This is a genomic window from Actinoplanes sp. 13 (assembly GCF_056134165.1).
In genome coordinates, this window is sequence record NZ_JBVYOQ010000004.1 from 166,188 (window position 1) to 179,847 (window position 13,660).

Annotated in this window: 13 protein-coding genes; 9 read left to right on the forward strand and 4 right to left on the reverse strand. The window is 67.8% G+C overall.

Going from position 1 to position 13,660, the window contains the following annotated elements; genetic code table 11:
* Nucleotides 1-95 precede the first annotated feature (95 nt).
* The 5 genes from AC0NH5_RS11150 (at nucleotide 96) to AC0NH5_RS11170 (ending at nucleotide 4,400) form a co-directional block, all read left to right on the forward strand.
* A complete protein-coding gene (locus AC0NH5_RS11150) occupies nucleotides 96-1,583 on the forward strand; it encodes a family 43 glycosylhydrolase (protein WP_474402537.1) in 1,488 nt (495 codons plus the stop codon).
* 128 nt (nucleotides 1,584-1,711) lie between these two features.
* Entirely contained in the window at nucleotides 1,712-2,059 is a 348-nt protein-coding gene (locus AC0NH5_RS11155) for a hypothetical protein (protein ID WP_474402538.1), read from the forward strand.
* 495 nt (nucleotides 2,060-2,554) lie between these two features.
* The gene (locus AC0NH5_RS11160) at nucleotides 2,555-3,040 is read left to right on the forward strand and encodes a helix-turn-helix transcriptional regulator (RefSeq protein ID WP_474402539.1); all 486 of its coding nucleotides are present in this window, start codon (nucleotides 2,555-2,557) and stop codon (nucleotides 3,038-3,040) included.
* Between the two features lie 69 nt (nucleotides 3,041-3,109).
* Nucleotides 3,110-3,793, forward strand: coding sequence for a hypothetical protein (locus AC0NH5_RS11165; RefSeq protein WP_474402540.1), 684 nt, complete (start codon nucleotides 3,110-3,112; stop codon nucleotides 3,791-3,793).
* A 199-nt stretch (nucleotides 3,794-3,992) separates the two neighbouring features.
* Nucleotides 3,993-4,400, forward strand: coding sequence for an NADAR family protein (locus AC0NH5_RS11170; RefSeq protein WP_474402542.1), 408 nt, complete (start codon nucleotides 3,993-3,995; stop codon nucleotides 4,398-4,400).
* Nucleotides 4,401-4,759: 359 nt separating this feature from the next.
* On the opposite strand, the gene AC0NH5_RS11175 is transcribed toward AC0NH5_RS11170, so the two are convergent.
* Nucleotides 4,760-5,419, reverse strand: a complete 660-nt coding sequence (locus AC0NH5_RS11175) for a TetR/AcrR family transcriptional regulator (RefSeq protein ID WP_474402543.1) — start codon at nucleotides 5,417-5,419, stop codon at nucleotides 4,760-4,762.
* A gap of 79 nt (nucleotides 5,420-5,498) precedes the next feature.
* Between AC0NH5_RS11175 and AC0NH5_RS11180 the strand changes: the two genes are divergently transcribed.
* The 3 genes from AC0NH5_RS11180 to AC0NH5_RS11190 all read left to right on the forward strand — a co-directional run bounded on the left by AC0NH5_RS11180 (nucleotide 5,499) and on the right by AC0NH5_RS11190 (nucleotide 8,296).
* A complete protein-coding gene (locus AC0NH5_RS11180) occupies nucleotides 5,499-6,395 on the forward strand; it encodes an alpha/beta fold hydrolase (protein ID WP_474402544.1) in 897 nt (298 codons plus the stop codon).
* A 171-nt stretch (nucleotides 6,396-6,566) separates the two neighbouring features.
* On the forward strand, nucleotides 6,567-7,514 hold the full coding sequence (locus tag AC0NH5_RS11185) for an ABC transporter ATP-binding protein (RefSeq protein WP_474402545.1): 948 nt from the start codon (nucleotides 6,567-6,569) through the stop codon (nucleotides 7,512-7,514).
* The gene (locus AC0NH5_RS11190; RefSeq protein ID WP_474402546.1) at nucleotides 7,511-8,296 is read left to right on the forward strand and encodes an ABC transporter permease; all 786 of its coding nucleotides are present in this window, start codon (nucleotides 7,511-7,513) and stop codon (nucleotides 8,294-8,296) included. Before AC0NH5_RS11185 ends, AC0NH5_RS11190 begins: the two co-directional genes overlap by 4 nt.
* Before the next feature lie 491 nt (nucleotides 8,297-8,787).
* Here the strand turns inward: AC0NH5_RS11190 and AC0NH5_RS11195 are convergent, their stop codons facing one another.
* The 3 genes from AC0NH5_RS11195 to AC0NH5_RS11205 form a co-directional block, all read right to left on the reverse strand.
* Complete coding sequence (locus AC0NH5_RS11195) at nucleotides 8,788-9,591, reverse strand: MBL fold metallo-hydrolase (protein WP_474402547.1); 804 nt, start codon at nucleotides 9,589-9,591, stop codon at nucleotides 8,788-8,790.
* A 186-nt stretch (nucleotides 9,592-9,777) separates the two neighbouring features.
* Entirely contained in the window at nucleotides 9,778-11,073 is a 1,296-nt protein-coding gene (locus tag AC0NH5_RS11200; protein ID WP_474402946.1) for an epoxide hydrolase family protein, read from the reverse strand.
* Nucleotides 11,074-11,198: 125 nt separating this feature from the next.
* A complete protein-coding gene (locus AC0NH5_RS11205; RefSeq protein WP_474402948.1) occupies nucleotides 11,199-12,392 on the reverse strand; it encodes an epoxide hydrolase family protein in 1,194 nt (397 codons plus the stop codon).
* Between the two features lie 411 nt (nucleotides 12,393-12,803).
* On the opposite strand from AC0NH5_RS11205, the gene AC0NH5_RS11210 reads away from it, so the two are divergent.
* Entirely contained in the window at nucleotides 12,804-13,643 is an 840-nt protein-coding gene (locus AC0NH5_RS11210; RefSeq protein WP_474402548.1) for an enoyl-CoA hydratase/isomerase family protein, read from the forward strand.
* Nucleotides 13,644-13,660 lie beyond the last annotated feature (17 nt).

A 13,660-nucleotide genomic window follows, 5' to 3' on the forward strand; every position in this document is an offset into this window, starting at 1 on the left:
GTCCCGGGCGCTTACGTCTTGTTAAGAATCTCGATGTTTCGTAACATGCCGCTCATCTATGTGAGCGTTAACTTCACGTCGCGAGAGGACCGCTCATGCGCCTGCGGACACTGAGCCTGCTGACGGCGGTCGCCCTCGTGGTCACCGTGGGACTCGGCGCGGCCCCCAGCAGCGCCGCCCCCGGCGCGTCGTTCCAGAACCCCGTCGTCGGCGCGCCGAACAGCGCCGACCCGTGGCTGGGCTACCACAACGGCAACTACTACTACACGGCCACGACATGGACCGGCCGCATCTACATCCGGAAGTCCGCCACCCTGGCCGGACTGCGGACCGCGCCGGAGACGACCGTGTTCACGATGTCGCAGCCCAACGCTGTGTCGAACATGTGGGCGCCGAGCATGCACCTTCTCACCGGGCCCAACGGCCCACGCTGGTACCTGTACTACTCGGCCGGCCCGGCTGCCTGCTGCGGCGGGCAACGCCAGCACGTGCTGGAGAGCGCGGGCACCGACCCGATGGGCCCCTACACCTACAAGGGCCCGCTCGTGCTGATGCCGAACAACGGCTGGTCGATCGACGGCAGCGTGATGACCGTCGGCGGGGTCGACTACTTCGTCTTCTCGGCCTTCAACAACAACGTCGGCTTCGAGAACGGCGGCCTGCAGAGCCTCTACATCTCCCGCCTGACCAACCCGTGGACACCCGCGGCGCTGGGCGCCCTGATCTCGGAGCCCACCCTCGCCTGGGAACGGCAGGGCAACCCGGTCAACGAGGGCCCGTACGTGCTGCAGCGCAACGGCCGCACCTTCCTGACCTATTCGGCCAGCTACTGCGGCACACCGGACTACAAGATCGGAGCGCTCGAGTTGACCGGCACCGACCCGCTGCGCCGCGGTTCCTGGACGAAGCTCGCCAACCCGCTCTTCCAGCGCAGCGACGCCAACGGCGTGTTCGGCCCGGCCCACCACACGTTCTTCAAGTCGCCGGACGGCACCGAGGACTGGATCGTCTACCACGCCAACAGCTCGGCCTCGCAGGGATGCGGCACCACCCGGACCAGCCGCGCCCAGCGCATCTCCTGGAACCCCGACGGCACACCCGAGCTGGGCATCCCGATCTCCACCGCGACCGTGCTGGCCGGCCCGTCCGGCGAACTCGGCAACCCCGGCGCGGTCACCGTCCAGCGGCTGCAGTCCTACAACTTCCCCGACCGCTACGTACGCCACCAGAACTACGCCGTCCGTATCGACGCCGGCGTGAGCCCGGCGCTGGACGCCCGGTTCCGGGTGGTGGCCGGCCTGGCCGACAGCAGCGCCGTGTCCTTCGAGGCGGTCAACCGTCCCGGGCACTACCTGCGGCACAACAACTACGTGCTCAGGCTCGAGCCGAACAACGGGTCGGCGACGTTCCGGCAGGACGCCACCTTCCGTCAGGTGGCCGGGCTGGCGGACCCGTCCTGGTCGTCGTTCCAGTCGTACAACTTCCCGGACCGCTACGTCCGGCACAGCGACTACCAACTGCGGATCGACCCGATCACCACCGCCGCGGGCCGCGCCGACGCCACGTTCCGCCGCACGTCCTGAGCCCGGCGCTCACCCTCCCGCACCATCCCAACGGCTCCCCGGACCAGAACGCCTCATCGAGCTGAGGCGTTCTGGTGGGCGACCGACAGGTCGGCGTGGAGCCACCCGGCCGAGGCACAATGTGCGTCGTGCTGAGCCTGTTTGCGCTGATCACCGCAGTTCCGGTTTGGCTGTGCTGGTGGTGGATGTCCCGGATCCCGTCGATCCGGTGGACAGTGACCCTGCTCATGGTGGGCCTGTACGCCGGCGCGGCCGTCGTCACCCGATTCAACCGCACCAACACCTTCCCGGTCTCCCTGCTGACCGTCGCAGTGCTGGTAGGCATGGTGGTCACCGGCCGGGCGATCGAGCACCGCCGCCTCGGACCCGGGTCCACGCGGCACCAAACCGTGCCGCTGTACGTCATGGTCGGCTGGCTGCTGGCGATGGCGTGCGCATTGACCATCGTCATCAACCTGCCGGACCCGTACGAATGATCCCGGGCGGCGGTGCACAGCCGTCGGCGAGGTAACCCGTTCGGAAGACTTGAGTCTCAAGCTCACCGGAATCAACTTCCTCCCGCACCTTCCGAGCCCGTGTACCGCAACAGTCCGCACTCACACGGATCGCGGCAGATGAGTAAACTTACATGCCGTGACGGAGCTCCACTAAGTCGATTACGAATACTGGGAAAGGGAATTCGACAAATTCGACGAGTTTCGAGCACGATTAAAAGCTTGATGCTCACCGGTGTAACGGCGGGCACCTTCGCCGTCGACTGTCCTATATTGCCTCCATGCCCGTGAGGTGAACTTCGAGGACGCTTGGGCCGATCTTGTTCAAAACGGACGATTCTGGGTATCGACGTACTTTGTCGACATGAGAGGCGCAGGTCGTTGTCGACGGCTGTGCGGCCGGTCGGTGGCGACGGAGAGAGACACGCGGGGTCGGCGGTTACGCTCGGCGCGGGGTTCTGATCACTGGAGTTGTCGATGTCTGTCATGGTCACGTTACGGCGGCCGTCTTTCCGTAGGCGCCTGCTGATCGCCGCTGTGCTGGCCGGCTGTTACGTGTGGGCGATGGTCGTCGTCGGGTTGTCGTTCGCGATGGTGGAACGCGGAAGCGGACAATGGTGGGTGATCCCGCTGTTTGGTGCGTTCGTGCTGGCGATCGCGGTAGTAGCTGTCCGCGGGATCCCCGCCCTGCCGTCACGGTCCGACGCGACGCCGGTCGAGATCGCGGCGCAAGGTCAGGCGCCGGTCGCGGTGAAGCGGAAGCTCGCGGAACAGCTCAGCCCCCGTGAGTTGGAGGTACTTCACCAATTGGCGGCCGGCCGCTCGAACGCAGAAATCGCCAGAGCGCTGTACGTCGCGCCGGGCACAGTGAAGGCCCACCTCAACCACATATTCCGTAAGCTTGAAGCGGGGAGCCGTCTGCAGGCCGTGGCCCACGCCCGTCAGGCCGGGCTGCTGGACTAAACCCGGTTAAACCTCTGCTAGAACCTTCGGCAGATGCGTCGCGGGGGGCCCGTCCATAACGTCCGGGCCATGAAGCAACGTATTACCCGGCTCATGCCCTTCGCCCTCGCGGCGGTGTTCACCGTCGTGGTCCAAGGCCTGTCGCTGATGGAGTTCCTGCCCCTGCCGGTGACGCTGCTGGCCGGTGCCGGATGGGCGGTTGTCATCGGCCTCGCTGCCCGCTGGATCGCTGGTAGGCCGATCTTGAGCGCGTGGGCCGAGGACGCTCTGGTCGTACTGGGGTGCATGACCATGGCGGTGTTCGCGTTCGGCGGCGCCATCGGACTCATGATGATGAGCGCTGCATTGGACAGTTCGTCGATTACCGGGGAGACCATCGTGACGATGTTCCTGCCCAGCATCCCCATCGCCATCGCGGTGAACGTGCCCACCGAACTCGTCATCATCCCGGTGCTGCTGATCCTGGGATGGCGTACCGGAGTTCGCCGGATCCTTTTCGTCGCCGCCGCTGCCCTCTACTTCGTGCACCGTATCTGGACCTACCTCGTCTTCGCCCCAGACCGCCTGGACTTCGCCGCCGCCGAGCAGTCCACGACCGCGCTGACCGCTGCAGAGAAACAGCAATTCACTGAAGCGCTGCACCTCGACGACCCACGGTGGATCCTCAACTTGTCCATTTTCGCGATCTTTCTGCTCGCGGCTTTCTTCTCACGACTACGGGAAGTTAAGAATTCCGTAGCAGCCCACGAATGACATGGTTGACACCAGACTCAACGCACTGTCATCGGCACGACAAGGCGCCTAACCGTCACCACCAACCACTGATCGTGACGGCGCGGCCAGCTCGAGCGGGGACAGCGGCAGATCCGGATGGTCGGCAGCGAACTCGCTTGCCGCTCTGTCGATGCCTGTGACACGGTGCGGATCCCTGACCCTCGCTCCGAGGCCCAGAATGACCATCTACTTCTACGGTGCCGACGAGGTTCCGTACGGCCGCTTCTCCAACTTCTCCGGCCACGGCTTCGACCTCGACGGCCACTGGTGGGTGACCTGCGAGCACTATTTCCAGGCTCAGAGATTCCCCGGTACCCGCCACGCCGACCTCATTCGGCAGACGGTGACCCCGTTGCGGGCCGCCGAGCTGGGCCGCGACCGGTCCCGGCCGCTGCGCCGCGACTGGGATCGGGTCAAAGACGACGTGCTGCGCCGGGCCGTGACGGCCAAGTTCACCGCCCACGCCGACATCCGCGCCATCCTGTTGGACACCGGCGACGAGGAGATCGTCGAGGACACCAGCACCGACCACTACTGGGGACGCGGCCGCAGTGGCACCGGCAAGAACATGCTCGGACGATCTTGATGCGCACCCGCACCCAGCTACGCCCCGACCTCACCCAGAATGCCAGCACCCGGGGCCTCAGACAGCGGCGACAGCACTGAGCGCAACCACCGCGAACGCGCTGTCCGCGGCAGATGAGGACGTCGCCCATTCGGCCAGGTGCCTCGTGCCGCAGCCATAATCGTGGCCTTGAAAATGGCAGGATCGGCTGAGGCCGTCGGAGCGGACTGGCGGATCGTGCGAGACGACGGGCGTTTTGCACGAACTGCTGGAGGCGGCATAACTGAGCTGACCGTGGCCTGAACCCGCGCCACGCCACCGGGCCGTCTTGTCGGTGCTTTTGGCCCACGATGGCGGGCGTCCTCCGTGCCGCCGGCTGATCACTGCCCCAGCAGGCCGACGAGAACCCGCGACACCGTGTCCTCGAAGCGTGGCGCCGGCACCAGCGGACCGCCGGTCAGCGCCGCCGTCAGATGGGGGTGCCGACCCGCCGTGATCGCGTGGGCCAGGTATGCGCCCTGCCGTTGCCGGGCGCCGGAGCTCCCGTTGACCTCGTTGAGGGCGAGCGCGGCGGTGAGCGTGGTCATCACGGCGAACGCCTCCAGTTTGCGGCCCGTGTCCGCCGGGTGATCGGCGAGGACCGCGAGCACGTGCTCCAGCAGGTCGGTGCCGTGCGGACCGAGTGTCGAGCGGGTGAGCACCAGTTCCGGCAGCCAGCCGTGCCGCAGCATCAACTCATGCCCCTGCCCGCACACCTCCAGCAGTCCCGGTAGCCAAGGGCCGCCCGGGGCCGACAGCTGATACGCGGCCGCCACCTCATCGGTCATCAGGTCGAGCAGGTCGTCCCGGCTGTCGACATAGCGATAGAGCGACGCCGCCCCGGTACCCAACTCGGTGGCGACCCGGCGCATCGAGACCGCAGCCAGACCCTCCCGGTCGGCCAGCGTGATCGCCGCCGCGGTTACCTCCGCCCGGGACCGCTCGGCTGGCCGGCCCACTCCAGTGCGGCGTTCCCGAAGCCATACCGGCACTGCCTCCATGTCACTCCTCTCGTTGCACCCACCCTATCGTTTCGATTACGGTGTTCGCGAACAACGTTCTCGAAAGAGCGAGGTAGAAATGGCCCGAATTCCGCACACGGCACGCAACGGCGACGTGCACCTCGCGGTCGACGACCTCGGCGGTGCCGGCGGTGACCCGCTGCTACTGATCATGGGGCTTGGCGTCTCCCGCTTCTATTGGCCCGACGGCCTGGTCGCCGCGCTGATCGACGCCGGCTTTCACGTAGTCTCCTTCGACGGCCGCGACGCTGGCGGCTCCACCCACTTCGACGACGTCCCGGTCGGCAACCCGCTGTCGGCGTTGTTCCGCCGTCGGCCGCCCGTCTACACCGCCGAGGACATGGCCGACGACACCGTCGCCGTCCTGGACGTGCTCGGCTGGCAGCGCGCCCACCTTTTCGGCATCTCCCAGGGCGGCCTGGTCGCTCAGCGCACCGCTCTGCGCCACCCGGAACGGGTGCACACCCTGACCTCGTTCGCTGCCATACCCAGCGACGTCCGTGGCGCCGCCGTCCTGCGCTACGTTCGCCTGCCGTTCCTGGCGCGCCTGGCGCGCATGCGTCACCCCGCCGGCCGCGACGGCGACGTGGCGGCCGGCCTGGACCTGTTGCGGGCGGTCGCCTCACCCGGCTACCCGTTCGACGAAAAGGACGCCCGCCTACGCGTGGAGCGCGAACTCGACGCCGGGCTACCCAGCGGTGTCCGCGACAGCCGCGCCCAGGCCCGGCAGGTCGGCGCCACCTGGCACGGCCCGTTCCTGCGCGAGCTGCGCGTGCCCACTTTGGTGCTGCACGGGGAGCAGGACCCGCTGGGCAGCCCCGCCGCCGGGCGCCGCATCGCCGCGTCGGTGCCCGGCGCCCGCTACGTCGAGTTGCCCGGCACCGGCCACGACCTGCCCCGGGAAATCTGGCCCACCGTGGTCCGCGAGATCCGCGCCCATGCCACAGGTCGATGAACGCGTACGAGGGGGTCAGGACCGCACCGTAAGAAGACGGCCCTGCCCGGTGCGGGAACACCGGACGGGGCCGTCACCTCATCACCGACCACGAGAACGGTCCGGCATCCGAAGTGTGTCGCAGCACAAGGATATCCGGACATGGGCCCGTGGAGATCAGGAGTGATCACCATGAGTCATGCCGTGACGGCTGACGACCTGCACAAGTCCTATCCCGGCGGGGTGACCGCCCTCGACGGGCTCAGCCTCGACGTCCGGGCCGGTGAGGTATTCGGCCTGCTCGGGCCCAACGGCGCCGGCAAGTCCACCACCGTCAAGATCCTCACGACACTGGCCCGGCCGGACGCGGGCCGTGCGGTGGTCGCCGGGCACGACGTGCTGCGGCACCCCGGCCGGGTGCGGTCCGCGATCGGTGTGGTCGCCCAGCGGTCCGCGCTCGACCTGATGGCCAGCGGACGCGAGAACCTCACCCTTCAAGGGCGGCTTTACGGCGTACGCGGAAAAGCCCTTGCTCTTCGGGTTGAGGAACTGCTGGAACGCCTCGACCTCGGCGAGGCGGCCCGGCGGAACGTGCGCGCCTGGTCCGGGGGCATGCAGCGACGCCTCGACGTGGCGATGGCCTTAGTACACCGGCCGGGTGTGCTGTTCCTGGACGAGCCGACCACCGGACTCGACCCGGAAGGGCGGACCGCCATGTGGGCGGAGATCGGGCGGCTCGCCGCTGACGAGTCGCTCGCTGTCCTGCTCACCACGCACTACCTGGACGAGGCCGACCGGCTGGCATCCCGGCTCGCCATCGTCGACGGTGGACGGATTGTCGCGCAGGGAACGCCGGAGGAGCTCAAGGGGGAACTGCGCGGCGACGCCGTACACCTCGAATTGCGGCAACCACCGGACGAGCCACAAGCGCGGCAGGCGATGGAGCGGGTGACCGGCTTGCGGGAAGTCGCCCTGGACGGGCGGCGGCTCAGTGCGCGGGCCGACGACGGCGCCGCGGCTGTTCCGGCGGCCCTGGCCGCGCTGGAATCCGCCGGGATCAGCGTGGCGACCGTGACCGTGGCGCGGCCGTCACTCGACGACGTCTACCTGCGGCACGCGGGACGGAGGTTCGCGGCATGAACGGCATGGCAACGACGACCGCACACACCTTCTGGATGACCAATCGGCGTCTGAAGGTGCTGGTCAAGCAGCCGGTGTTCGTGGTGATCCTGCTCGTGCAGCCGGCGATCTGGCTGTTCCTCTTCGGGAACCTGTTCCGGCGGGTGGTCGAACTGCCGGGGTTCGGGGCCACGAACTACCTCGACTACATCGTGCCGGGCGTCGCCGTGATGACCGCGGTGTCGTCGAACATGTGGGCCGGCATGGGCGTGCTCGAGGAGATCGAGCGCGGCACCATGAACCGGCTGCTCACCACCCCCGTCACCCGCTCGGCGATCATGAACGCGATGGTCGTCGAACAGGCCTTCAGCACGGCCGTGCAGGTCGTGGCGATCATCCTGCTCGGCCTGGTCGCCGGGGCCGACTATCCGGGCGGCGTGGCAGGCCTGACCGTGCTGGTGGTGGCCTGCCTGCTGCTCGGTGTCGTGTTCAGCGCACTGTCGAACACGCTGGGCATGCTGGTACGGCAGCGAGAGACGATCATCGGGATCAACACGCTGCTGCTGTTGCCGTTGACGTTCCTGTCGTCGGCGTTCATGGCGGAATCGCTGATGCCGTCGTGGATGCGCACGATCGCGGACACCAACCCGGTGAACTGGGCGCTCGACGCCAGCCGGGCGGCGATGGCCGCCGATCCGGACTGGGGTGTCGCGGCTTCACGCTGCGGATGGCTGCTGATCCTCGCAGCGGGGATGGTCGTGCTGTCCACGAGGACTTTCCGGGCGTACCAGAAATCGGTCTGACGAGCCGGAAGGCGCGGTGAGCCGACACGGAGAGTTTCCTTCGTGTCGTTCACCGCGCATGCGGCCGTAGACAAGCATGCCGGCGCCGACGAAGACTTCGATCACCGCGTCGGCGGGCAGGTTAATGGCGAACGGACGTTCTCTGACCAGCCACCGTTTCGGGCACGGCGCTTCAACAAGCGCGACACAAATCGTGCGGTGATTGATTCGATCCTCGCCACCGGCTCTATTTCGCGACGGCCGGGGTCCTGTCGTTCATATTCAGGAGTGGCACCCTTTCATGTAACGCCGGCGATAGTGACGCACTCTCGTCGGCAATTGAGTGATGCGCCTCAGCAGTTCAGAAAGCCCAGCCGGCGATAAGGCCAGCCGCGGGCGGCAGTGGTTCAGGCAGAAGCATTCAACCCCACCAAGGTCATCGACGCGATGTGACGTGACGTCCTGGCGCCGGGATAGGCACTGAACCTGACCCCGTGGTTCCCCGGCGATGGTTACGGCTGCAGGGATATCCATGTTCCGTGGTCGTGCAGGTGGAGCAAAGAGGCCAGCCCTGCTTCGTCGAACGCCCTTTCGAGGTCCGTCGCATCTTCGGAGAAGTGCGCCCAGCCGTCGTAGTGAGCCGGGATCACGATCTTCGCGTCGAGGGCGGCCGCGGCTGCGGCGGCACGGTGGCTGTCCAGCGTCAGGGGACGGCCACGAAACTTCGACGTCACCCTGGCTGCCCCCGCGAAGAGCACGGCCACGTCCACATCGGGTACGCGCCGGGACACAGTGGCGACCACTCGCAGGGATGCGTTGTCGCCGCTCACGTAGACGACCGGTAGACCGTGGCCGGACAGCACGAACCCGGTCACCTCGCAGTTGACGTTGCCGTCGATGTCACGCTCGCCGTCCTCGGGGCCGTGTACTGCCGGCACCGCCCGTACTGTCAGGTTGCCACCGCCGTCTGCGCGTGGCACCGAATGTGTCGCCCAGGCGGGCAGCCCGACCGCGTGCGGCCCCAGCCGCCCGGCCGCCGCCGGGCCGGTCAGTACCAGTGGTGCCGCCAGTGTGAAGGCCCGGCCGCGGTCGTCCAGGTTGTCCGGGTGGTCGTCATGGCTGACCAGGACAACATCGACAGCACCGATAGCAGCTTCCGGTGCGGCCGGGCCGGCCAATTTGGTCAGGTAACCGTGCGGGCCCGGGGGATCGAACGTCGGATCCACGATGATCCGCAAACCCCCGATGTCGACGACCACGGTAGGGCCGCCAAGCACAGTGGCAGCGCAATCCCGCCGGGTCAGCACGGTTGTCATGACGAATTCTCCTCTCGGCAAAACACGAGCTACGTGGCTCCAGAGACCGCAAATGGCACTTTCGCCATCACACATTCCTTTGCCGCCGCCCGGCCGTCCGGGCTGTTCGATGGCGCGGGCCGCAACTCACAGGACTTTGCATCCTGGCCTTCGCCTCATCTGAAGCTTCTGGCGGCTCGGCCATGCTCAGCGCACGGAACGGAAGGCGGCACGGATCTCCCGGGTGAACAGCGAGGGTTCCTCCCATGCCGCGAAGTGCCCGCCGTGGGCGGGTTTGTTGTAGTAGTGGAGAGTCGGGTAGCCGATCTCGGCCCAGCTTCGTGGTGCCTGGAAGATCTCGTCCGGGAAGGCGCTGACCCCGACCGGGACGGTCATCTGGGGAGCGGCCCGGCCCGTATCGGTGACGTTCGCGTTCTCCCAGTAGATACGGGCGGCCGATTCACCCGTGCCGGTCAGCCAATAGAGCGAGATGTTGTCGAGGACGTGCTCGGGGGTGAGGTTGCCCGCTGCCGGCCCGCCGCGGAAGGCGCGGGAAATCTTCAGATAGCTATCGGTGTCGTGGTCCAGCATCCAGGCTGCCAGAGCCACCGGCGAGTCCAGCAAGGCGTAACCGATCGTCTGCGGCCGTGTCGCCTGCTCGACCCGGTAGCCGTTGCCGGTCGTCGCGAAGGTGCGCAGCGCGCCGGCCGCGGCTTTCTCCTCGTCGGTGTTCTTCGGCAGGTTGTCGGTGCCGCCCAACGCCGTCACCAGGAGGTTCAAGTGAATCGCCAGCAGTCCGGCGGGGGCCAGGCGACCGATCTTGTCGGTGACGGCGGCGCCGACGTCGCCGCCCTGGGCGACGAATCGGTGGTAGCCGAGGCGGCGCATAAGCTCGGCCCAGGCGCGCGCGGTGCGGGTGGTGTCCCAGCCGAGCTGGTCGGGTTTGCCGGAGAATCCGTAGCCGGGGATCGACGGCAGTACGAGGTGGAAGGCGTCCGCCGCGGTGCCGCCGTGTGCGGTGGGGTTGGTGAGCGGGCCGACGGTCTCGAGCAGTTCGACGATCGAGCCGGGCCAGCCGTGGGTCATGACCAGCGGCAGGGCGTCGCGATGCCGCGAGCGCACGTGGATGAAGTGGATGTCGACGCCGTCGATCTCGGTGGTGAACTGGGGCAGCGAGTTGAGTTTCGCCTCGAAACGGCGCCACTCGTAGCCGTTTGCCCAGAACCGGGCGACAGCCTGGGCGGCCGCCAACTGGACGCCCTGCGAGCGGTCGGTGACGAGTTCACGGGACGGCCAGCGGGTCGCCGTGATGCGGCGGCGCATCTCGGCCAGTTGTTCGCGCGGGATCGCGACCCGGAAGGGACGGATCGCGGTCGCACCGGTGGCCGGGGCGGCGCTTGTCGGTGTCTGGCCGAGGACGGCGGTCGCGGCGACGGTGAGGCCGGCGGCGACGCTACCCTGCAGCAGCTGCCGTCGAGTGGGTTGGAGCCCAGGCGAAGTCATTGTTGTCAATCTCCTGTTTCTGGCGCATTGATGTCGGCTTGAAACGGACTTTCGGGGACTGAGCGCCTTCGACATGACGCGCAGCACCCCGGTGTGCCGTCGGTGGTGGGGTTGGGCCCGTGCGGTTAACGCAGCGGCTGGAATGCGGCCCGGAGTTGCGCGGCGAACAGTTCTGGTTCTTCCCAGGCGGCGAAGTGACCGCCGCGCTCGGCCACGCCGAAGTAGTTCAGCGTGGGGTAGGACTTCTCGGCCCAGCTGCGCGGGGTGCGCCAGATCTCGCCGGGGAAGGTGCTGAACCCGACCGGGACCCGGGGGTCCGGCAGTGGTGCGCGGCCCGCGGTGGGCGCGTCGGCTCCGTAGGCTTCCCAGTAGGAGCGGGCGGTGGACGCGCCGGTACCGGTCAGCCAGTAGGCGGTGATGTTGTCGAGAATGTGGTCGCGGGTGAGGTTGCCCGAGGGCTGTCCGTCGACGAATGCGCGAGCGATCTTGTAGTAGGCGTCGGTGTCGTGGTCGATCATCCAGGCGGCCAGCGCGGAGGGTGAGTCCAGCAGCGCGTACCCGATCGTCTCCGGCCGGGTGGCCATCTCCACGAAGTAACCGTTGCCGCTGGTCTGGAAGACCTTGATCGCGGCGAGCGCCGCGCGTTCCTCGTCGGTGCTGCTCGGCAGCGAGGCCGGATCGTTGAGCGCAGGGACGAGAAGGTTGGTGTGGATGCCGGCCAGTCCCTTGGGCCCCAGCCGCCCGATCGCGTCGGTGACGCCGGCGCCGACGTCGCCGCCCTGGGCCACGTAGCGGTCGTAGCCGAGCCGGCTCATCAGCACCGCCCAGGCCCGGGCGATGCGCACGAGGTCCCAGCCGACCTCGGCCGGCTCGGCGGAGAAGCCGTATCCGGGCAGCGACGGCAGCACGAGGTGGAACGCGTCCGCCGCGGTGCCGCCGTGCACGGTCGGGTCGGTGAGCGGGCCGATCGAGTCGATCATCTCGATGATCGACCCGGGCCAGCCGTGGGTCATGACGAGCGGCAGGGCGTCGCGGTGCCGCGAGCGTACGTGAACGAAGTGGATGTCGACGCCGTCGATCTCGGTGGTGAACTGGGGCAGCGCGTTCAGCCGGGACTGCACCCGCTGCAGGTCGTACTCGTTCGCCCAGTACTGGCTCAGCGCCCGCATCGTGGCGAGCTGCACCCCCTGCGAGCGGTCGCCGACGAGCTCCCGGGTCGGCCAGCGCGTTGCCGTCAGCCGGCGGTGCAGGTCGTCGAGGGCTTCTGTACGGAAACGCGCGGTGAACGGTCGAATGGCATGGCCGGCTTTGCGTTCCATTGTGGTCATGGGCGTACTCCGTTTCGGTTGGCATCCGGCTTCCACCCGGAACCCGGGAACCTTTCCAGCTGCTTTCTGCAGCCGGCTGTACGACGGCCTCCCTGGTGGCGGCGTCAGGTGGGCCGCCACGTCGGCGCGGACGACCACCCGGCCGATCTGCAGCGTCGTGCGCAACTGTTCGCTCGCCGGGAAGCCCTCTCTTCCTCACCTCCACCATCAAGGCACCGGTGGCCGCGGCGCACCCTTGACACCCCCTGGTGGGGCGGGACCAGGGAGTCTCACGGGTCTGGCCCATGCCCTGATCCAGCAGGCTCGTAGCTATCGGAAACCACGACTGCAGGAGGCACGAGCCATGGACATGAAGCTGGAAGTCGTCGTGATCCCGGTGCCGGACGTCGGCCGGGCTCTGAAGTGACCGCCGCTGAACAGTTCTCCATCACCCGGGTATCGCCCTCGTACTGGCGCGTGACCTTCGACAACGGGCCCGTCAACCTCCTCGACCCGGACACCGTCGATCAATTGGCCGAGCTCCTCGCCGCCGTCGAGAACGATCCGGACCTGACGGTCGTCGTGTTCCGCAGCGACAAGCCCGGCTACTTCATGGCTCACTGGGACTTCCGGTCCGACAAAAGCAGGGTGGCCGGGATGCCGCCCGGGCCGACCGGTCTGCATCCGTATCTGGACAATTTCGTACGGCTCAGTCGGCTCCCAGTGGCCACGATCTCCGAGATCCGCGGCCGCACCCGTGGCGCGGGCAGCGAATTCGTCCTTGCCACCGACATCCGGTTCGCCTCCGAGTCGGCAGTCTTCGGTCAATTCGAGGTCGGGGTGGGCGCCGTCCCCGGTGGGGGCCCGATGGCTCGCCTGGGCCGCCTGGTCGGCCGAGGCCGCGCCTTGGAGATCCTGCTCGGCGGCGATGACATCCCCGCCGACCTGGCCGCCCGATACGGATACGTGAACCGGATCGTCCCGGACACCCGGATCGAGGATTTCACCGACGCCTTCGCGCGCCGCATCGCGGCCTTCGACAAGACCGCCGTCGCCGGGATCAAGAAGCTGGTCGATGTGGCCACGCTGCCCGGCGATGAGGAATTGGCCGCCGGGCTGCGGGCCTATTTCACCACCGCCGGCCGGCCGGAGCACCGACCGTTCGTCGAGCTGTTGTTCGACAACGGCCTCCAGCGACCCGCCGGCGTCGAGACCGACCTCGGCACCGCGATCGGCGAGCTGCGACAGAAAGACGCCTACTGACGGACAACGTCCGGACT